Origin of the sequence: Vibrio sp. HB236076 (assembly GCF_040957575.1) — a bacterium.
GTDB lineage: Bacteria > Pseudomonadota > Gammaproteobacteria > Enterobacterales > Vibrionaceae > Vibrio.
Genome location: NZ_CP162601.1, coordinates 442,147 through 463,210, shown reverse-complemented (window position 1 = coordinate 463,210; position 21,064 = coordinate 442,147). Strand labels below are relative to the sequence as shown.

14 protein-coding genes are annotated in these 21,064 nt (G+C 50.1%); 8 read left to right on the top strand and 6 right to left on the bottom strand.

Annotated elements, in window-relative coordinates; genetic code table 11:
* Positions 1-212: 212 nt before the first annotated feature.
* Positions 213-2,792: a penicillin-binding protein 1A gene (locus tag AB0763_RS02200; RefSeq protein ID WP_306102363.1), complete on the top strand. Its 2,580-nt coding sequence runs from the start codon at positions 213-215 to the stop codon at positions 2,790-2,792.
* 393 nt (positions 2,793-3,185) lie between these two features.
* On the opposite strand, the gene oxyR is transcribed toward AB0763_RS02200, so the two are convergent.
* The gene (gene oxyR / locus AB0763_RS02195) at positions 3,186-4,079 is read right to left on the bottom strand and encodes a DNA-binding transcriptional regulator OxyR (RefSeq protein ID WP_306102364.1); all 894 of its coding nucleotides are present in this window, start codon (positions 4,077-4,079) and stop codon (positions 3,186-3,188) included.
* A 480-nt stretch (positions 4,080-4,559) separates the two neighbouring features.
* Between oxyR and AB0763_RS02190 the strand changes: the two genes are divergently transcribed.
* Positions 4,560-4,799 carry an RNA-binding protein gene (locus AB0763_RS02190; protein WP_306102365.1) on the top strand — a complete coding sequence of 80 codons (240 nt, stop codon included), beginning with the start codon at positions 4,560-4,562 and terminating at the stop codon, positions 4,797-4,799.
* A 426-nt stretch (positions 4,800-5,225) separates the two neighbouring features.
* Positions 5,226-5,516, top strand: coding sequence for a DUF3624 family protein (locus AB0763_RS02185; protein ID WP_306102366.1), 291 nt, complete (start codon positions 5,226-5,228; stop codon positions 5,514-5,516).
* 371 nt (positions 5,517-5,887) lie between these two features.
* Here the strand turns inward: AB0763_RS02185 and argH are convergent, their stop codons facing one another.
* The 4 genes from argH to argC form a co-directional block, all read right to left on the bottom strand.
* On the bottom strand, positions 5,888-7,735 hold the full coding sequence (gene argH, locus AB0763_RS02180) for an argininosuccinate lyase (protein ID WP_306102367.1): 1,848 nt from the start codon (positions 7,733-7,735) through the stop codon (positions 5,888-5,890).
* Positions 7,736-7,859: 124 nt separating this feature from the next.
* On the bottom strand, positions 7,860-9,080 hold the full coding sequence (locus tag AB0763_RS02175; RefSeq protein WP_306102368.1) for an argininosuccinate synthase: 1,221 nt from the start codon (positions 9,078-9,080) through the stop codon (positions 7,860-7,862).
* Positions 9,081-9,215: 135 nt separating this feature from the next.
* Positions 9,216-9,998 carry an acetylglutamate kinase gene (argB, locus tag AB0763_RS02170; protein WP_306102369.1) on the bottom strand — a complete coding sequence of 261 codons (783 nt, stop codon included), beginning with the start codon at positions 9,996-9,998 and terminating at the stop codon, positions 9,216-9,218.
* 13 nt (positions 9,999-10,011) lie between these two features.
* Positions 10,012-11,016, bottom strand: coding sequence for an N-acetyl-gamma-glutamyl-phosphate reductase (gene argC / locus AB0763_RS02165; protein ID WP_306102370.1), 1,005 nt, complete (start codon positions 11,014-11,016; stop codon positions 10,012-10,014).
* A 145-nt stretch (positions 11,017-11,161) separates the two neighbouring features.
* On the opposite strand from argC, the gene argE reads away from it, so the two are divergent.
* From argE to AB0763_RS02150, 3 genes are all read left to right on the top strand, one after another.
* Positions 11,162-12,298 carry an acetylornithine deacetylase gene (argE, locus tag AB0763_RS02160; protein ID WP_306102371.1) on the top strand — a complete coding sequence of 379 codons (1,137 nt, stop codon included), beginning with the start codon at positions 11,162-11,164 and terminating at the stop codon, positions 12,296-12,298.
* 428 nt (positions 12,299-12,726) lie between these two features.
* Positions 12,727-15,360: a phosphoenolpyruvate carboxylase gene (gene ppc / locus AB0763_RS02155; protein WP_306102372.1), complete on the top strand. Its 2,634-nt coding sequence runs from the start codon at positions 12,727-12,729 to the stop codon at positions 15,358-15,360.
* A 530-nt stretch (positions 15,361-15,890) separates the two neighbouring features.
* The gene (locus AB0763_RS02150) at positions 15,891-16,433 is read left to right on the top strand and encodes a PadR family transcriptional regulator (RefSeq protein WP_306102373.1); all 543 of its coding nucleotides are present in this window, start codon (positions 15,891-15,893) and stop codon (positions 16,431-16,433) included.
* Between the two features lie 85 nt (positions 16,434-16,518).
* On the opposite strand, the gene metF is transcribed toward AB0763_RS02150, so the two are convergent.
* Entirely contained in the window at positions 16,519-17,409 is an 891-nt protein-coding gene (metF, locus tag AB0763_RS02145) for a methylenetetrahydrofolate reductase (RefSeq protein ID WP_306102374.1), read from the bottom strand.
* 430 nt (positions 17,410-17,839) lie between these two features.
* Between metF and AB0763_RS02140 the strand changes: the two genes are divergently transcribed.
* Together AB0763_RS02140 and phnD are read left to right on the top strand one after the other, a co-directional pair.
* Positions 17,840-19,723: a methyl-accepting chemotaxis protein gene (locus AB0763_RS02140; RefSeq protein ID WP_306102375.1), complete on the top strand. Its 1,884-nt coding sequence runs from the start codon at positions 17,840-17,842 to the stop codon at positions 19,721-19,723.
* Between the two features lie 285 nt (positions 19,724-20,008).
* Positions 20,009-20,911 (top strand): phosphate/phosphite/phosphonate ABC transporter substrate-binding protein, encoded by a 903-nt coding sequence (phnD, locus tag AB0763_RS02135; protein WP_368644026.1) that lies wholly within the window; start codon positions 20,009-20,011, stop codon positions 20,909-20,911.
* Positions 20,912-21,064: the final 153 nt, after the last annotated feature.

Below are 21,064 nucleotides of genomic sequence, written 5' to 3'. Positions count from 1 at the left end.
ACGTTGTATTACAGGGTCATTGCATTTGCTATTAGTACAGTTTTTCTGACTGGTAATTGCGTTTTAATTGGCAGACTGCACCGTTTTTGTCATCAGGGCCTGCATCAAACTTTGATGTATCGCGTCTTGATATTTCTCGGGAAACCCTTCGACATGCCACAAGAATAGTCAGGTCCGCTTTTTAGCCGCCTTAATCAATCAGGAATTTACCGGTGAAGTTCATAAAACGATTACTTATATTTGCAGTGATTTGCATTTTACTTGGGATAGGGGTCATCTTTGGCATGTATCAATACGTCAAGCCAGAGTTACCTGACGTGGCCACGTTAAAAGAAGTGGAGCTGCAAACCCCAATGCAAGTGTTCACAAAAGACGGCAAACTGATGGCTCAGTTTGGTGAAAAACGTCGTATCCCGGTTCAGTATCAAGACATTCCCCAAGATCTGATCCACGCCCTCATCGCGACCGAAGACAGTCGTTTTTATGAACACCCCGGGGTCGATCCGATCGGCATTGTGCGCGCGGCTTTTGTGGTGTTGGTCTCAGGTCACGCCAAACAGGGCGCCAGTACCATTACCCAGCAGTTGGCCCGTAACTTCTTCTTGAGTAATGAGAAGAAGATCATGCGTAAAATCAAAGAGATCTTCATCGCCATTCACATTGAGCAGCTGTTGAGCAAACAAGAGATCATGACCTTGTACATCAACAAGATCTTCTTGGGTTATCGCTCTTACGGCTTTGGCGCGGCCGCGCGTGTGTATTTTGGCAAAGAGCTAAAAGATTTGAGCTTGAGTCAAATCGCGACCCTAGCCGGTATGCCAAAAGCGCCTTCGACCATGAACCCACTGCACTCGATTCAACGTGCCACCGCGCGTCGCAATATTGTGCTTGGGCGCATGCTCGACGAAAACTACATCACCCAAGCTCAGTACCAGCAAGCGAAGAACGAAACCTTAGTCGCCAGCTACCACGGCGCCGAAATCCAGGTTCACGCTCCGTATTTAGCCGAAATGGCGCGCGCTTGGATGGTGGAACGCTACGGTCAAGAGCAAGCCTACACCTCTGGCATGAAGGTCTACATGACCATCGACTCTAAGCTGCAACAAGCGGCCAATGAGTCTGCCGTGCACAACTTGCTTAACTACGATGAGCGTCATGGCTATCGCGGCCCAGAAAACGTGTTGTGGAAACAAGGCCAAGCGCCGTGGGATGAAGAAAAAATCCTCGACTACCTCACCGACCAACCGACCTATGGCGAACTTTACCCCGCGGTTGTGACGCGCGTGGGCGACAAAGACGCCACCGTCGAAGTCAAAAAAGTCGGCCCAGTCGAACTCGATTGGTCTAGCATGAACTGGGCGCGTCGTTATATCACCGACAAACGCCAAGGCAATTCACCGAAGTCGGCCAGCGAGATCCTCAGCGTTGGCGACCAGATTTGGGTGCGCAAAAAGCCCAATAAAGACGCACAGGCCCCTAGCGATCAAGACGCTTGGCGTTTGAGCCAAGTCCCGGGCGCCAATACCGCCTTTTTGGCCATGAAACCACAAGACGGTGCCATTTTGGCTCTGGTCGGCGGCTTTAACTACAACCACAGTAAGTTTAACCGCGCCACTCAGTCGGTTCGTCAGGTCGGCTCGGGCATCAAACCCTTTATTTACTCGGCGGCGATGGACAATGGCATGACCCTCGCAACCCTAGTCAATGATGCGCCGGTCAACAAATGGGATCGCAGCCAAGGCACGGCATGGCGTCCGAAAAACTCGCCGCCAACGTACCTAGGCCCAACTCGAATTCGCATTGGTCTCGCGCAGTCGAAAAACGTCATGGCGGTGCGAACCTTACGCGCTGTCGGCTTGGACAAAGCGCGTGATTACCTCACCCGCTTTGGCTTTGACAAAGACCGTCTACCACGCTCGGAAACCATTGCTCTAGGTGCAGGCAGCTTGACGCCGCTGCAATTGGCCCAAGGTTACTCGGTCTTTGCCAATGGCGGCTACTACGTCACACCTTACTACATTGACCATATCGACACCGCGTTTGACGAAGAAGTGTATCGCACGCAAGCCGATGTCATTTGTCAGGAAAACTGCCCGCCGCCGCAACAAGACACGGCGCACGGGTTTGATGAATACGATCCTATGGCTCAGTCACAGCCTGACGGTCAAACACTGGCAGCGGACAACGATGGGCAACCACAAGAGCAAGGCCCTCGTTACGCCAAGCAGGTGATCTCCGAGCAAACCGCGTTCCTCGTACGCGAAATGATGTACAGCAACATTTGGGGCGGCGGCGATTGGAGCCAAGGCACTGGGTGGAATGGCACCGGCTGGCGCGCACAGTCACTGGAGCGTCGCGATATCGGCGGTAAAACCGGTACCACCAATGATTCAAAAGACGCTTGGTACAATGGTTATGGCCCAGGCATTGTCGCCACCGCTTGGGTTGGCTTTGACAATCACAGCCGCAACCTCGGTCGCACTAGCCCGAACGCCAACCTTGGCAAAGCGCAATCGAGCGGCGCTGAAGCCGGTGCGAAAACCGCCCAGCCCGCTTGGATTGACTTTATGTCGGTGGCGCTGGCCAATACCCCTGAGCAAGAACAGCCGTTGCCAAAAGACATCGTGCGAGTGCGCATCGATCGCGACACCGGTTTATTGACCAATAAATCCGATGCCACCTCGATGTTTGAGTATTTTGTCAAAGGCACTGAGCCAACCGAATACGTGCGCAGCAACCGCTTAGAAAACAGCCTCTACAGCGGCCAAGGGGAGTCGGAGGAGCTCTTCTAGTCCTAAACAAACCGGATTAACGCGCATTAAAAAGGAGAAGGTTCGCCCTTCTCCTTTTTTATTTCACTCAACTTATACCAATCTGATTAATACCAATCTGATTAAGTATGTGGTCAATGATAGCGCAGAGAAAAAGCTTGAGAACAAGGCAACCTATTTACTTATACCTATTTGCTAATAAAGACAAAACAGTGAGTCGTTGTTCTACAAGTTATTTTCTTAACGACATTGTCGAGTTTTTTAACCCGCTAGGGTGACCCGCTATTGAGTTAGATTGGTATTACATCTAGGGAATACCCAGTCGTGATGTCCAGTCATCAAAACGCGCTGTGACCGTGGTGGTCACCGTGCTGCTATTTGGTTCACAACACGGTTATTCAGGTCACAATAGGGCTATTCACTGGTTTTTAGCAAACTTGAAATTCGCGCCGCTAGGCTTTCGAAGCGCTGACGCAGCGGTGAGCCAGGGCGATACACTAACACCAAATTGCGCGCTGGAGCGGGGTCTAGGTATTTGATGTAATGCACTGCGCTGTTGGCTTCCCCTTCTGGGACTGATAATTGAGGTAACAAGGTAATGCCTCCACCAGCAGCCACCATGTTTCTCAGCGTCTCTAAACTGGTGGCTTTAAAGCGCTCGTCGTCTTGCGCCCCCGCGGCAAAGCAGTAGCCGAGGGCTTGATCGCGCAAACAGTGGCCATCGCCCAACGCCAACACAGTACGGCCATTGAGTTCACTCATCGACATGCGTTCGCGATTCGCCCATTCGTGATCTTTAGGCACCGCCAAATACAAAGGTTCTTCATAAAGCGGGATTTCTTTGAAAGCCGAACTTTCTTCAACTGAAGCCAGCACCAAGCAATCGAGTTTGCCTTCGGCCAATTGATTGACCAGCAATTGGGTTTGCGCTTCGTGTAAAAAGAGCTCGAGGTCTGGATAGCTTTGTTTTAATTGCGGCAAAATACGCGGCAGCAAGTACGGACCTAAGGTCGGAATAAAGCCAATATTGATGGGCCCGGTCATCTCACCATTTTGACCATTGGCCATTTCGCGAAAGGTTTTCACTTCGCGTAAAATGCGCTTGGCCTGGTCAACTAACTGCATCCCCGCATCGGTAAACAGCACCCGACGACTGCTTCTCTCAAGTAAAGGAGAGCCGATTTGATCTTCCAGTTTTCGAATTTGACCACTGAGTGTCGGTTGGCTCACAAAGCAAGCCTCGGCCGCTTTTCGAAAGTGTCGGTGCTCAGCCAAGGCGACTAAATACTCAAAATCACGGATATTCATTTTTAATCACCGTATAGAAAGAACCTATTAATCCTATAGTACCAAACGATTAGAACTATCAAAGAACTTTTTCAATAATAGCGCCAGTTAAACAGTTTGTTTAACGGCGATGAAGCAGTGTGTTTGAGTCACACGCTGCTTAACCATTGTAACAAGATGATTTAAGTCCTTGATGGTAATTGTTTTTTAGCGTTCTGCACTTCGCTCATTAACCCATGCCATGATCATCGATGTTTTCGCGTTATCCCTGTCTAATTTCGATTAGATCGGAATAAAATAATCAGGCGATATCTTCCCCCCTTGAGTCGCCTGATTATTTTCTTGCCTTGTTTGCCACACAATGCTTGATCACATTGTGTGGCTTTTTTTTGTGTGTTGAGCCACTAGCGTCCTTTCGCCAGAGAAGGGAGTAAAAATAGCGCTTGGTTTTTAGTCGCCAACCTGCGAGAATCTCCGCCTCATTTCCTGCCTGAGTTAATTATGAAATTACTAGTTCGCAACCTTGCCAAAACCTCAACCGAACAAGACATCCGCCAGTGGTTCAACGCCTATGGCACCGTGGCCGAGTGCACTTTAGTTCGCGACCATGAAACCGGGCATTCAAAAGGCTTTGGTTTTGTGGTCATGCCCGATGAGACAGAGGCAAAAGCGGCGATGCAAGCGCTCAATTTGACCAGCCAGCACAAAAGTAAAATTCGCGTTAAGGTCGCTCAGTCTTAATGTATACCTGCAAGTTCAATGAGCTCTCGGACTCGGGAGCTTTTATGTTGCAGGGGGTATGTGGCTAGAGTATGTGACTAGAGTATGTGGCTAGGAGCGCCTCGGCTTATCAGCGGCCAATCCCTCTCTTTTCCTGTTCGCTTTGCGTTTCGCGCTTGTTGTTCGCCTCATGGCCTCCTTCGTCCCCCCTTCGACTCTTTCTCATCGACAATAGGTATTGGCGACCAAGGGCAGCCGACCCCACCCCGCCTCAGACCCTCGCTCATCGTGCGATAATAGGGCTTGTTTTTATCCTCGTTGATGACTATAAACGGATGACAGGATTAACATCACTCGATAAAAAAGGCGTTCGTCACTGTACTCACCCTGGCAGTGATCAACACGCCACCTTATCACTGGCCGGTGACAAAAAAGGAAGGAAGATCTATGAGCTGCTCAGATTGTCAACAATCGCTTTTTTGGCGCAAAGTAGGACGTTGTCGCCAGTGCATCCTGTTACTGACAGTTTTTTCTTTGTTGCTCAGTGCCGGTTTGTGGTGGCTAACCGCTCAAGGCGCGGGAAGCGCGGCCCTTCGCAGCGTACAAGGTATTGCGTTGGCGATGGCTTGGCTGGCCAGTGTCGGCTTACTCTTGCTGCACCTTATTATGCGCTGGCTGATCATTGCGCGGCAACATCAGCGTTTGGCCAAGGGGGCAAAACCTCGCTCAACACGCTAAGGATGACTTTGCGCTTAGGCTTGGTTTGAATTGAATTGGTTTGAATTGCTATTAGGTAGCGATAAAAATGAGAGAGCCAGTACATGACGGGGCAAACGATAGACAGAAAAAAACCTCAAGGCCAGTAAAGCGCTTGAGGTTTTCTTAGAAAATATCTAAGAAAAAGCAGTGGTACAGTAATAGACCACGCTCTCTAATCGAAGTTCAAAAAAAAGCCCTGCCGTGCGACAAAAAAGCGATCTTTTGATTGACGAAACCGTTAACAATATGAATTAAAAATAAAAAGATCATCTGCTGATCTTTTTATTTTTTTCGCGCTTATCGGTTCAACGCCATGGCCGGTTCATTGGCCATGACGGCTTCATTGACGATTATTGGCTCACATCGATGTGCAGGGCCACTTCGTCGTAGGCAAATTGAGTCAGTTCGGCGGCGCTGGTCTTATTCAAGGTTTTGGCCAGAATGCTCTTAGAGGTCGGCACAAAGTGTTGCTTGATGAAGAACTCCGGGTTGCGCGTTAAGACAAACACTTTATCGACTTGCATTTGACGCGCGCGGTCGACCAAATAAGCCACCAGCGCGGTGCCCTTGCCTTGATGTTGCCAACCGGGTTCAATGCCAATCGATTTGATTTCCGCCATCTTGCCGTCGTGGACGTAAAGCGACGCCAATCCAGTGATCTCGCCGTGGTGCTCGGAAACGGCAAAGGCATCAATTTCGGACAACAGTTGTTGGCGCGTTTTAGGCAGATCTTCGCCCAAGTTGGCCAAATAGCTCACTAGGCCTTCAAGCGCTTCGACATCACTGGTTCGTGCGGCGCGCACTTTGACTGGCGCGGCGTCGCGCTCACTAAGGCGCAATTTGGCTTGTTCCACTGCGTGAGCGACTTGTTTAGGAGCCACACCGCCCAAGGCAGAGCGCTTCTCTAAACACGATTCGATGGTCAGAATTTGGTAGACATCGTCTTCAATGACGTCAGAGAAGACTTTGAGCTCCGCCAGTGACATGTCTTCTAGGGCGCAGCCTTTTTCGATCGCTGCGACCACTGCCACACCAACAATGTGGTGCGCTTCTCTAAACGGAATGCCTTTCGCAACTAGGTAGTCGGCGAGTTCCGTGGCGTTGGCGTGACCTTGTTGAGCCGCTTCCAGGGTGCGCTCGCCGTTGACTTTGATGCCTTCAAAACACAGGCCGGCCATTTCAATACAGTCGTGCCACGTGTCGAGCGCGTCAAACAAGCCTTCTTTGTCTTCTTGCATGTCTTTGTTGTACGCCAATGGCAAAGCTTTGACCGTCATCATCATCGCTGACATGGCGCCGTAAACACGGCCGGTTTTCCCGCGGATGAGCTCTAGGGCATCGGGGTTCTTTTTCTGTGGCATCAGTGACGAGCCAGAGGTCACGGTGTCGGCCAGTTCAATAAAGCCCGCTTCACCTGAGTTGTAGAAGATCATATCTTCGGCCATGCGCGATAGGTGCAACATGGAAATCGACGCAATCGACATCAGCTCCATCACGTGATCGCGATCGGAGACCGAGTCAAGGGAGTTGCGAGTAGCGCGAGAAAAGCCCAAGTGGCTGGCCAATTGCTCGCGGTCAATTTCGTAGGCGGTGCCCGCCAAGGCGCCAGAGCCAAGTGGGCAGGTATCTAAACGATTGAGTGCATCACTCAAACGCGAGTAATCACGCTCAAGCATTTCAACGTACGCCAAACACCAGTGGGCAAATGTCACCGGTTGGGCGCGTTGTAAATGGGTATACCCCGGCAAAACCGTCGCTTGGTGCTCAGCGGCCACCTCGACCATTTTGCTTTGTAATTTATCTAAGGTCAGTAACAGTTGTTGACCTTGTTGGCGACACCAGAGTTTTAAATCGGTCGCGACTTGGTCGTTACGAGAACGGCCTGTGTGCAGTTTTTTGCCTAAATCACCGACTTTGTTGATCAGCTGTTGCTCGACCCAAGAGTGGATGTCTTCGGCGTCAGACTTTAAAATTTTATTCGGATCTTCAAGCACTTCGAGTTTTAATTCATTCAGCGCCAGCTCGAGTTTTTGCTGTTCATCGACACTGAGAACATCGACAGAAAGCAGTGCTTTAGACCAAGCAATGGAACCCACAATATCTTGTTCAGCCAATCGGTAATCAAAGCGCAGTGAATCGTTGAAGTCTTTGAATCTCGTGTCTGCTGCTTGGGTAAATCTACCGCCCCATAATGCCATTGCTTTTCTCCTGAATACGTTTTGGTTCCGGATTTAATCCGACTGCGAGTGAACCAAACTTTTTAACGTAAAGATCGCGCCATCGCGATCTTTACTGGTTAGTACTGACTGTATTAATAACGATTTATTTGTTTTTCTTTGCTGCGTTCAGTGCGCGAATGCGGCTAGAGAGCGAGTACAGACGAATGAAACCGCCCGCGTGGCTTTGGTCGTACACTTCGTCTTCACCAAAGGTTGCAAACTCTTCAGAGTACAAGCTGTTTTCTGAACGTTTTTGCGTAACCACGGCTTGGCCTTTGTAGAGTTTCACTACCACTTCACCGTTGACATCTTGTGCCAAAGACTCCGACGCTGCCAAAATCGATTCGCACAGTGGAGTAAACCAACGACCGTCGTACACCAGGTGAGAGGCTTTGACCGCCAATTCTTCGCGGAACTCAAACGCCGCTTTGTCGAGCACCAGTTGCTCAACCGCACGCAAGGCTTCCATCATGATGGTGCCTCCTGGGGTTTCGTAACAACCGCGCGACTTCATGCCCACTAGACGGTTTTCAACGATGTCGATACGACCTACGCCGTGCTTGACGCCTTTTTCGTTAAGCGCAACCAGTGCCTCGTATGGGCTGAGTTCTTGACCATCAACCGCAACCACCGCACCTTGTTCTACTTTTAGGGTTACGTATTCTGCTTGATCCGGCGCTTGCTCAGGATCGACAGTCCACGCCCAGCAATCTTCGTTTGGCGCGTTCCAAGTGTCTTCCAGTACGCCGCCTTCGGTAGAGATGTGCCAAGCGTTGGCATCGCGTGAGTAGATCTTAGTCAGAGACGCGCTGCACGGGATGTTGCGCTCGGCGAGGTAATCTAGGCACTCTTCACGGCTGACCAGATCCCACTCACGCCAAGGCGCAATCACGTGCAGATCAGGGGCCAGCGCGGCAAACGCGCCTTCGAAGCGAACTTGGTCGTTCCCTTTACCAGTACAACCGTGACACAGGGCATCAGCACCGACTTTGCGCGCCACTTCTACTTGCGCTTTGGCAATGATAGGACGAGCCATTGACGTACCAAGTAGGTATTTGCCTTCGTAGTAAGCGCCGGTTTTCAGCGTTGGGTAGATGTAGTCTTTGACCAACTCTTCTTTGAGGTCAACAACGTAGCACTCTGAAGCGCCCGAAGCTTTGGCTTTGTCTTCGATGCCCACCAGCTCTTCTTCGCCTTGGCCAACATCGGCGACAAACGCCACGACTTCACAATCGTAGTTCTCTTTAAGCCACGGAATGATCACTGACGTATCAAGACCGCCCGAATAAGCGACAACCACTTTGTTTACTTCAACTTTGCTCATTGCTTTTCTCCTAACTTGGACCTGTACTCGGCGGTCACAGTGTCCCATCTAATCAATAATGCGCCTGATGCGCTGAGGTCATTCTCTTCATACTTGATCACTTACAATCGAGTCATCAAGTAAAATTTGTTGTGTTTACGGTTTAAATTGGGTTCCGATGGCTTGGCCAGCTAACAGGGCAAACAGCTTTTCCGGAGAGCGCCACGAGGCCACTTCAATGGTGCGGCCCAAGTCTTGCGCCGCTTGCAGTGCCGCTTCGACTTTGACGATCATGCCATCGGTGATCACGCCATCGGCGATCAATTGCTGCGCCTTGGCTTGATCCAATTCGTCGATAAGCTGTTTGTCGCCGTCGAGGACCCCAGGGACATCGGATAGCAGCGCCAATTCGCCCTCAATGGCTTGTGCCACCGCCACTGCGGCTTGATCGGCATTGACGTTCATCAACTGGCCAGACTCGGTCATGCCAATCGAGCTGATGATCGGCGTCGCGCCAGTGGCCAAAATCGCCTTGAGCACCGTGGCATCGCCTGCACTCGCTGCGCCAACCGCGCCCAGTTCTGGGTCGAGTTCGGTGATGCGACATAAATTGCCGTCGGCCAAGCTCAAGCCAACCGCGGTTAAGCCCGTTGCCATCGCATAGCCTTGCATCATTTTATTCGCGGTACCGGCCAACGCACCAGTAATGTAGCCGATGTGCTCGTAAGGAGTGACGCGTAGGCCTTGCTTTTTTACCGTTGGCAAGGACAGTTTGTCCATCAGTTCATCGACTAAGTAACCGCCCCCGTGAACAATCACAACGCCGCGCTGGGCTTGACGCTGATAATCGCCGATGGTGCGAAACAAGGTTTTAAGGGTCTCAGGGCTGGCAATCGCCGCGCCGCCGAGTTTGATCACTAAAGGAGCTTGGGTTGTCATCGTCTGTCCTCGCTTAAATCAATGCGGTCAGTTCGTCGAAACCATAATGCAGGTTCAAACACTGCATCGCTTGGCTGCTGGCGCCTTTGAGCAAGTTGTCGATGGCGGAAACCACGATCACGTGCTCGCCTTTTACTTGCCAACCCAAGTCGCAAAACGGGGTAAATTCAACGTCTTGAATACTCGGGATGCCTTGGCCTTTTAAGCGTACGGCCGGTTTGTCTTGGTACGCCTTAACAAACGCCGCCTCGACTTGCTCGGCGCTGACGCCCGCTTTGAGTTTCATGGTCACGGTCGCCAAGATACCGCGTTTGAAGTTGCCAAGGTGCGGAGTAAAGATCACCTCTTGACCGAGATGGCTGGCAATTTCTGGCTGATGACGGTGAGTGAAAATGCCGTAAGGCTGCAGGCTGACTTCGCAAAAGCTGTTTTTCATCGTCGCTTTGCGCCCGGCCCCTGTCACGCCACTGGTGGCATTGATCACCGGCCATTGACTGTCATCGATAAGCTGCTCGACGATCAAAGGCTTAATCGCCAATTGCGACGCCGTTGGGTAACAGCCCGCCACCGCCACTAACGGCACTTTTTTGATCGCTTCTGCGTTCCATTCTGCTAAGCCGTAAGCCGAATTGTCTAACCACTTTGGATGTTGGTGAGCAAACCCGTAGTAATTGGGGTAGAACTCATCTTGGTTGACGCGAAACGCGCCGGATAAATCAAACACCTGGCAACCGTGCTCTAAAAACACCGGCGCTAAATCGTGGCTCACTTCGTGGGCCGTAGCCAGGAAGACCACATCGCATTGCTTCGCCACGCTGACCACGTCTTTTAGCGGCTGTACTGGCATGTCGATCACGCCTGCAAGTTTGCCGTGCAGGGTCGAAATCGGTTGATTGGCATCAACACTGTTGGCGGAAACGTACAAACCTGTTAGCGTGAGTTCAGGGTGTTTTTGCACCATGAGCGCCAGTTCTGCTCCTGTGTAGCCGCTTGCTCCGATAATCGTGGTGTTTAGCATGAGATGTTACCCGTATAGTATTTAAGCCCAAAATGAGTAATCATTTTTAAATTTCGATTTATTTTGATTTTTTATTCATTAAAAATGATTTAATATGTGTTTTACCTTGTTGTTATGTTTCTGTCAACCGTCGAAGTGAAGAATTATGCATTTACCTAGTTTCATTGATGTTTATGGTGGTTTAATCGCCACTTCCTCCATCAGCTCCAGCGATCCCAAGTGGGACGAAGGCAATCAACACGTGATCGCCAAACTCGCCACCTGGTTTGAAGATCTCGGTTTCGACACCCAGACGATTGAAGTCGAACCCGGTAAACACAATCTCATTGCCAAACTCGGCCAAGGCGAAGGCGGCTTATTGTTATCGGGTCACAGTGATACGGTGCCCTTTGATCAAGGCCGTTGGAACTACGACCCTCACAAGTTAACCGAGGCCAATAACCGCTTTTATGGCTTAGGCACCGCCGATATGAAAGGCTGGTTCGCCTTTGTCTATGAGGCGGCCAAACAAATGGATTGGCAAGGGCAACAAAAACCGCTCTACGTCCTGGCCACCTGTGATGAAGAAACCACCATGCTCGGGGCGCGACACTTTAGCGATGACGCGCCGTTTAAACCCGACTACTGCATTATTGGCGAGCCGACCAGCTTGGTGCCGGTGCGCGGCCACAAAGGTCACGTTGCCAATGCCATTCGCATTACCGGCCAGTCGGGGCACTCGTCGAACCCGGCAATGGGGGTCAATGCGATTGAGATCATGCACGAGGTGCTGTTTGCCGTGATGCAGCTGCGCGATACCTTGATCAAAACCTATCACAACCCGGGGTTTGAAATTCCCTACCCGACCTTGAATATGGGTCATATCCACGGCGGTGACAGCGCCAATCGCATCTGCGGCTGCTGTGAATTGCACTACGACGTTCGCCCACTGCCAGGCATGAGCCTTGACGGTCTCAACAATCTGCTGCGCGAAGGCCTGAAAGAAGTGCAACAAAAATGGCCCGGGCGCATTGCCATTACGCCGTTGCACGATTCGATCCCCGGTTACGAGTGCCCGCATGACTCCCCGTTCATTCAAAGTATGGAACACTTGTGCGGACAAGCCACAGAAACCGTCAACTACTGCACCGAAGCGCCTTACTTACAAGAGGTGTGTCCCACGTTAGTGATGGGACCAGGTTCCATCGATCAAGCCCATCAACCCGATGAGTACTTGAGCTTTGACTTTATCGACCCGACCATTGACCGCCTAAAACAAGCGATGCGTCAATACTGCTTTTAAGCTTGCAGCGGATGTCGAGAGCATCAAATCGTAAAGACCCCGTTTTACCGCGTCGTGTCCGCCGCCTTACTGTCGCTTGCGATGCTAAGGCGAGGGCATTGCGCGTCGCAACTCTCCGCTTCGCCATTGCCCTTTGCCGTAATCGACAGCGACTGCCGCCATCGACCTTTTGCCACAAAAACCAGCGTGCGGCGCTCGAGACCAACGGCCCCGATACCCGGCCCAAGCGGTGGGCAAACAATGAGCAAAGTGTAAATAATTTTCAAAAAACAACATAAAAAGTGAGATTTTGGTAGACGATTTTTAGCTTAATTGCCAGAAAATAAGAATAGGGTTCAGCTTTATTTGACTCAGTGCAAATTATTTGGCTAGATAAATGGGCATAAAAGGAATAATGACGTAATTAATTTACGAGATAGGATGAGAACATGAACGAGAACTATGCCGCACTCAAAAGCAATGTGAGTATGTTGGGCCGCCTGCTCGGCAACACCATCAAACAAGCTCACGGCGATGCCATGCTGGAGAAAGTGGAATACTTACGCCAACTGTCAAAAGCCGCGTTAAAAGGCAGTAAAGACGCCAACGATCAATTGATTGAAGCGATCAAAAATTTACCCGATGAAGAGCTCACGCCGATTGCTCGCGCTTTTAACCAATTTTTGAATTTGACCAACATCGCTGAGCAACACCACACGTTATCTCGCCACGGCGACAGTCAACTGCTCGATACCGATACCCTTAATGAACTGTTCGACAAGCTCACTCAAAAGGATGTGAGTAAGCTAAAGACCGCCGATGCCATTCGCGACTTGAACATTGAATTGGTGTTGACCGCGCACCCCACCGAAATTACTCGTCGTACCATGATCAATAAATTGGTCAAGATCAACGACTGCCTCTCGCAATTGGACATCGCGGAACTCTCTGACAAGGAACGCCAAAACGTCAAACGCCGCCTGGAGCAATTGTTGGCCCAAAGCTGGCATTCTGACACCTTCCGCCAGCAGCGCCCCACCCCGCTTGACGAAGCCAAATCCGGCTTTGCCGTAGTGGAAAACTCCTTGTGGGAAGCGGTACCTGACTTTTTACGCCAACTCGATGAACGCCTTGTCGACTACTTGGGCGAAGGGCTGCCGATCGATGCGCGACCTGTGCACTTCACCTCTTGGATGGGCGGCGACCGCGACGGCAACCCGTTTGTCACTCATCAAGTAACCCGTGAAGTGCTCTTGCTGTCTCGCTGGAAGGCCGCCGATCTGTATCTCAATGACATCAATGAGCTGATCAGCGAATTGTCGATGGTGAAATGCAACCAAGCGGTACGCGACATCGCCGGCCAAGAAGCGCACGAACCTTATCGCGCCATTTTAAAGCAATTGCGTGAATTGTTGCTAAAAAACAACGCCATTCTCGAGGCCAAATTAAACGGTGAAGAGATGATCACCAAGGCGCCGCTGCGCAACATTGACCAGCTTTGGCAGCCTTTGTACACCATGTACCAATCCCTGCACGAATGCGGTATGGGCATCATTGCCGACGGTTCGTTACTCGATACGTTGCGCCGAGTTAAAGCGTTTGGGGTCTATCTGGTGCGCCACGATATTCGTCAAGAAAGCACCCGCCACTCGGACGTCTTATCTGAACTCACTCGCTACCTTGGCCTTGGCGATTACGATCAATGGAGCGAGCAAGACAAAGTGGCGTTTTTAACCGCTGAGCTGAGCTCCAAACGCCCTCTGCTGCCGAGAAACTGGCAACCATCTGAGCCGGTTAAAGAAGTGCTTGATACCTGTCGCGTTGTTGCCTCTCAACCGCGCGAAGCCTTTGGTGCCTACGTCATTTCCATGGCGCGTAAGGCCTCTGATATTCTCGCCGTTCATTTGTTGATGCAAGAATCTGGCTGTCCTTACCGCATGGATGTGTGCCCGCTGTTTGAAACCTTAGAAGATTTAAACAACGCCGAATCGGTAATGCGTCAGCTCATGGGCATCGATTTGTACCGCGGCTTTATTCAAAATCACCAAATGGTCATGATCGGCTACTCAGACTCGGCCAAGGACGCCGGCGGCATGGCGGCCGGTTGGGCGCAATACCGAGCGATGGAAGCCTTGGTCAATGTCGCCGAGCAAGAGGGCATTGAACTGACCTTGTTCCACGGCCGCGGCGGTACCGTAGGTCGCGGTGGTGCACCGGCGCATGCGGCCTTGTTGTCACAACCGCCAAAAAGCTTACAAGGCGGCCTGCGCGTGACCGAACAAGGTGAGATGATCCGCTTTAAACTCGGTTTGCCGGAAGTGGCGGTCAACAGCTTTAACCTCTATGCCAGTGCCATTCTAGAAGCCAACTTATTGCCGCCTCCAGAGCCAAAACAAGAGTGGCGTGATCTGATGGATGTATTATCAGAGCTCTCTTGTGAGGCTTACCGCAAAGTGGTGCGCGGAGAGCCTGACTTTGTGCCTTACTTTAGACAAGCCACGCCGGAGTTGGAGCTCGGTAAATTGCCGCTTGGCTCGCGCCCGTCGAAACGCAACCCCAACGGCGGTGTCGAGAGCCTGCGCGCGATTCCTTGGATTTTCTCTTGGAGTCAAAACCGCTTAGTCTTGCCCGCTTGGCTCGGTGCAGGTGAAGCGATCCAACACTCAGTCGATACCGGCCACCAAAGCCTATTGGAAACCATGTGCCGTGAATGGCCGTTCTTCTCCACTCGTCTTGGCATGCTGGAAATGGTGTACTCCAAGTGTAATATCGACATTTCTCGTTACTACGATCAGCGCCTCGTCGATGAAAAGCTCCGCCCGCTCGGCGAGCGTTTGCGCGAGCAATTACAGCGCGATATCAAGTCGGTACTCAATGTCGAAAACAACGAAAACTTGATGCAAAGCGATCCATGGGGCTTAGAGTCGATTCGCTTGCGCAATATTTACGTCGAGCCGTTGAATATGCTGCAAGCCGAGCTTTTGTATCGAACTCGTCAACTCGATGAGCCAAGCCCAGAGCTTGAAGAAGCCTTGATGGTGACCATTGCTGGTATCGCGGCCGGGATGAGAAACACAGGTTAAGCGCCTTTAGACTGAACCTGAGCGAAAAAAACCGCCCAACGGCGCATAATGATCAGCACCTTTGCTTGTCAAGGGTGCTGATTTTTCATGTTAAACATGATGCAGATCACACTAAAAATACAATTATCAATAAAAAGCGTCAAAAAAACCACAGTCATAAATTCTAATAAAGCAATTTAAAATCGAAATCTTCGAAACATAACACTACCAATCATAATCAATATAGTGTTACTCACTTTTTTTAACCTTTGAACATTCAATATTCCACTTTGTGCTTATAATTTCGTTATAATCAACATATTCACCGAGCAGCAATACAATAACTACAGCCGGTGAAACAAGCGGGTTGCGGCGCGATGACAGGCGTTAACAACCGGCTTTCCTAGGTGATAAACGGCTTTTAAGGTGACATACCCCAATGACTCTAACGATGATTTGGTGTGTTACTCAAAGAAAAAATAACGAACCACTAAGAGTTCACATGGCTTTGAGTAATTTGTTTACTGTTTATTAACCATTTGGATGAAGACATGTCATTACCACACGTTATTTTGACCGTACTTAGTACAAAAGATGCCACCGGCTACGACATCACAAAAGAATTCTCATCAAGCATTGGCTTCTTTTGGAAAGCGAGCCACCAGCAAGTCTACCGCGAATTGAACAAAATGGCCGACAAAGGCCTCGTTACTTGTGTATTAGAACCGCAAGAAGGCAAACCAGACAAAAAGATCTACTCCATCACAGAACAAGGCCGTGAAGCCCTGCGCGATTGGTTTGATAACAGCACGCAACACCCGACCACTCGCGATGAGTTTTGTGCCAAACTAATGGCGTGTTCTGTACAGACGGCGGCGCCTTTCGTCACCTTGATGCGTGATCAGATTGAAGAAACCGCTAAGTTTATTGCTCATGCTGAAGAAGTAGAATCGGCGTACTACCCAAATCAGCACATTCTCGACAAACAGGCGAGACTTGAGCGCTTGACCTTAAGACGCAATTTACTGCTGCGCAAAGCGTGGTTAGAGTGGGCTCAAGAAGTGGTCAACGAACTGGAATTGATGGCCGCTTAATCGCGCCTTCTTCTCATACCCATCATCAAAAAAAGCTTGCCAATTGGCAAGCTTTTTTTGATGATAAGAGCGTACGAAAACCCAATTACCCTTGTGGCCTTACCCCTAAGGTATGGCACAGAGCGTAGGTCATTTCGGCGCGATTGAGAGTGTAAAAGTGAAAATCTTTCACCCCTTCTCGGCTCAAAATCCGGATCAAATCGATCGCTTGGCTGGCACCGACCAATTGCCTGGTCAAGGGATCGTCATCCAAGCCTTCGAACTGGCGTGCCATCCATCGAGGGACTTTGACGTGATTTTGCGCGGCAAATCGCGCCGCTTGTTTAAAGTTCGACACCGGCAAGATCCCCGGCACAATTTCAACCTCAATCCCCGCTGCCACACAGCGATCGCGAAAACGCAAATAGCTTTCCACATCAAAAAAGAACTGAGTAATGGCACGGTTCGCCCCCGCTTCCACCTTGCGCTTTAAATTTAATAAGTCGGCTTGGGCACTTTTCGCCTCGGGGTGCACTTCGGGGAAAGCGGCTACCGAAATATCAAAGTCGTGTTGTGACTTTAACAAGGCCACCAAATCCGAGGCATACATCTCTGGCACGCCCCCACCGGCGGGAATATCACCACGCAAGGCGACGATGCTTTCAATGCCGTTTTGCCAGTAATCGTTGGCAATGTCGATAAGCTCTTGACGGCTGGCATCGATGCAAGTGAGGTGAGGGGCTGAAACCAAACCGGTTTGCGCTTTAATCGCTTTGATGATCGAGTGGGTGCGTTCGCGCTCACCGGAGTTGGCGCCATAGGTAACGGAGACAAATTTGGGGTTGAGCGTTTTTAAACGGTGCACCGACTGCCACAGCGTTTGTTCCATTTTTTCCGAGCTGGGCGGAAAAAACTCAAAAGAAACGTTGATATCACCAGAAAGCTCAGCAATATTTTGGTTGAGCGCGTCAATATGCCCTGCGTGTGTGTATGCCATAAAAACCCCTACTCGTGCGCCAGATACTCGTTAGTGTGACGCCAATCGTCATTTTAGCCGTCTATATGTCTAAATAATCTGTGCTATTGATGCTAAAGTCAACGGTTTGTGGGTGAATTTTATTCATCTATCATATAACTTTATTTCAACTTATTCGTTAAGCGCAATCTGATGGCAAGACAGCCCTGCTAAACTCTCTCTATGCCATGGCAAAATAAGTCACACCATCAAGGACTTGTCATATTCCACTCATGGGCAGCACCAAGGCCTTCCCCCTAGCGCCGTATTTCATCGCCTGGCCGCTAAAACTCGACAAGTCAGACAATTAATACTACATATTAATTATCAATTGCCGATAACGCATTTATCCTAATGATAAAATAAATACTCACTCGGCTTTTAACTACCCCCCTGACGACGGACGCAACGGATGAACAAATTTACCCTGAGAATATCCCTGGCGATTGGCGCTTTGATCGCCGCCATTATTACCGCCTTAATCGCTTTAAATTTTTTCAGTTTTCAACAAGAGAGCGCGGAGTTAAACAAAAGTTTACTCAAAGAAAAAAACGCCAATATTCAAAACTCGATGCAAGAGCGTTTTTCGGCTTTTCGCAGCATGCTCGCTGGGGTGAACATTACGACCGCCGACATTGAAGGCGACAGCTTATCCGGTTATGCCGTCAGTCAACTGGAGCTGTTAAAAAAGATCCAGGCAGGGTTTATCGAGGATGCCTTTGTGATGAATAAGCGCGGCGAACTCTATAACAGCGCCGGGATCAAAATGGACTTTAACCTCAAAGACAACGGTGATGATTATTATCGCGCCTTGTTTGAACGCGGTGAAACCTTTGCCGTTTCCGAACCTTTTGAATCGGCCATCACCGGCAAACAAATTATCGTTATGACGTATAAGCTCAACGATAACGTGGCCTCGTTAACGTCTATCTATCTCGATTCCCTGCTGACGGAGTTGGTGATCCGCGACGATTTGTTCTTGTTTACTCATCAAGGCACCGTGCTGATCGCGCCCTATGAAGACTACCTCGGCAAAAACATATATGAGTTGCGGCCTAAGTATCGCGACTTTAATGCCCAACAGCCAGAGATGAGCTACCAAGCCGAGGTAGAAGGCCAATCCATTGCCTTCACCTCGTTTTGGAGCCCAGTGCCGATCAACAACTGGCAATTTGTGACTTTCGTCAAAAACAGTTACATCAATCAAGGGGCCAATCAACAGCTCAAAATCAGCCTGCTGCTCGGGGTGGTCAGTTTATTGATCGCGATTGGGGCACTGCTTTTGATTGTCCAGCGTCAGGTGCTCAAACCGGTCGGCGGCACACCTGAAGAGATAGAGAAAATCATGCGCACCATGGCCAGCGGCGACTTTCGGATCGATTTGGTTGAAACCGGTAAAGAAACGGGGATTTATCACTCGCTAATTTTGTTGACCAAAGAACTCAAATCCCTGATTTCCAATAGCCATACCCTGTCGGAAAGCGTGTCGTCGGCCTCAGAGCAACTCAATGTGATCATGAGCCAGAGCAAAGACAATGCCCAAGCCGAATTTTCGCAGATGGAGCAAATTTCCACCGCCATTAACGAGCTGTCGTCGACCTCGCAAGAAGTCAGTGAAAAAGCCACCATGGCGGAACACGAAGCGCGCACCGCCCTAGACAGTGTTCAAGAGGGACAGTTAACCCTAGAGCAAAATATTCAGTTGACGGACAGCATCAATCGCTCTGTTACCGACAATGCCGTAATTGTCGATGAATTGCGTCAGTTCTCCATCGAGATTGATTCGGTGACGGAAGTCATCAACTCGATTTCAGAACAAACCAACTTATTGGCCTTGAACGCCGCCATTGAAGCCGCTCGCGCCGGTGAGCACGGCCGTGGCTTTGCGGTGGTCGCCGATGAAGTGCGCAGCCTCGCGTCCAAGACCTTAGAATCGACCGTCAGCATTCAGCAAATTATCGAAAAGCTGCAATCGCAATCGAACAAAGCGCAATCAAACATGACCGAAAGCGTCGATTTAATTGCTCAGTCGGTGGAATTGGCCGACAAGGTTAAAGCCTCGTTTGAAAACATCGCTCATGCGGTAGATTCGATTTCTGAGATCAACACCTTAGTGGCTACCGCCTCCACTGAGCAATTTAGTGTTACGGAAGACATTTCGAAAAACACCACCATGGCGTTTGATTTGGTCCAACAAAACGTCGCCGGGGTCGAAGAGACGCTGCAAGCGTCCAATGCTTTATCTAAACTGGCCGAGAAACAAAAACACGATTTGAGTTTCTTTAAGATTTCTTGACACCTCAGCGACAAACAAAGCGCCCCTAACAGCCTCAGAACCCCAACCTGGGGCTGTCATCGGACGCAGAGCCTTTAACCTGAATGGGGTTTGCCATTCAGGTTTTTTTTGTTCTGCTCTGGCTAGATTCTGCTGCCACATTCATTCAGTGTCATAAAAGTCACTTCAATTGGTCACTTTTTTGTCATTTTCCACTGCTATAAATGGGCCAACATTTATTAGGGAGCATGATCCATGAAAGGTTTATCTATCGTCGCAACTTTGGTTGCCTCTTCACTTTTATCAATGAATATGGCGCAAGCGGAAACATTCCAACTCGACAGCCGCTACCAAGACAACGACCACGACATGGTCGCTGATATTCCGACCGATGAAGATAAACTCATCGACCCAAGCACCTTAATTTTCGCCTACACGCCAGTAGAAGACCCAGCAGTGTATGCTGATGTCTGGTCTGAGTTTCTTGCTCACATGGAAGAGGTCACCGGTAAAAAAGTGAAATTTTTCCCTGTGCAATCTAACGCGGCACAAATCGAGGCCATGCGTGCCGGTCGCCTACACGTGGCAGGCTTTAATACCGGCTCTAACCCATTAGCGGTCGCTTGTGCTGGCTTTAGACCCTTCACCATGATGGCGGCAAAAGACGGCTCGTTTGGTTACGAAATGGAAATCATCACCTACCCAGGCTCTGGCATTAATACCCCAGCAGACCTCAAAGGCAAGAAGCTCGCCTTTACGTCGCAAACCTCAAACTCGGGTTTTAAAGCTCCTTCGGCCATTTTAAAAGCCGATTTTGACTTGGTCCCAGGTCGTGATTTTGAAGCGGCGTTTTCCGGCAAACACGACAACTCGATTCTCGGCGTGGCCAATAAAGATTACCCAGCCGCCGCGGTGGCCAACTCGGTCATTCACCGCATGGTGGCACGTGACGTGATCAAAGCTGACCAAGTTCAGTCAATTTACAAATCACAAACCTTCCCAACCACCGGCTACGGCGTGGCTTACAACCTCAAGCCTGAGTTGCAAGAGAAGATCAAACAAGCCTTCTTTACCTTTAACTGGGAAGGCAGCAAATTACAGCAAGAGTTCAAGAAAGAAGGTCAGTTTTTACCCATTACCTTTAAAGAACAATGGGCTGTCATTCGCAAAATCGATGCCGCCAACGGTGTCTCGTACACCTGTAAATAAGGCCTAACCGGGCTCAATCGCGTATTGTGGCCCGGTGAGACTTTCAGAGGTGAGGCACGCGTCTCACCTCTGATATCAAATGCGTTCACTCCCATCGTCCTGTTGACATCATGCAACACCGTATTGGCGGCTTTGCCATTCCCAATCTTGGGC

Coding starts and splice junctions, on each gene's coding strand:
- oxyR (WP_306102364.1), bottom strand. CDS start 4,079: ATGAATATCCGTGATTTTGAGTATTTAGTCGCCTTGGCTGAGCACCGA.
- AB0763_RS02190 (WP_306102365.1), top strand. CDS start 4,560: ATGAAATTACTAGTTCGCAACCTTGCCAAAACCTCAACCGAACAAGAC.
- AB0763_RS02185 (WP_306102366.1), top strand. CDS start 5,226: ATGAGCTGCTCAGATTGTCAACAATCGCTTTTTTGGCGCAAAGTAGGA.
- argH (WP_306102367.1), bottom strand. CDS start 7,735: ATGGCATTATGGGGCGGTAGATTTACCCAAGCAGCAGACACGAGATTC.
- AB0763_RS02175 (WP_306102368.1), bottom strand. CDS start 9,080: ATGAGCAAAGTTGAAGTAAACAAAGTGGTTGTCGCTTATTCGGGCGGT.
- argB (WP_306102369.1), bottom strand. CDS start 9,998: ATGACAACCCAAGCTCCTTTAGTGATCAAACTCGGCGGCGCGGCGATT.
- argC (WP_306102370.1), bottom strand. CDS start 11,016: ATGCTAAACACCACGATTATCGGAGCAAGCGGCTACACAGGAGCAGAA.
- argE (WP_306102371.1), top strand. CDS start 11,162: ATGCATTTACCTAGTTTCATTGATGTTTATGGTGGTTTAATCGCCACT.
- ppc (WP_306102372.1), top strand. CDS start 12,727: ATGAACGAGAACTATGCCGCACTCAAAAGCAATGTGAGTATGTTGGGC.
- AB0763_RS02150 (WP_306102373.1), top strand. CDS start 15,891: ATGTCATTACCACACGTTATTTTGACCGTACTTAGTACAAAAGATGCC.
- metF (WP_306102374.1), bottom strand. CDS start 17,409: ATGGCATACACACACGCAGGGCATATTGACGCGCTCAACCAAAATATT.
- AB0763_RS02140 (WP_306102375.1), top strand. CDS start 17,840: ATGAACAAATTTACCCTGAGAATATCCCTGGCGATTGGCGCTTTGATC.
- phnD (WP_368644026.1), top strand. CDS start 20,009: ATGAATATGGCGCAAGCGGAAACATTCCAACTCGACAGCCGCTACCAA.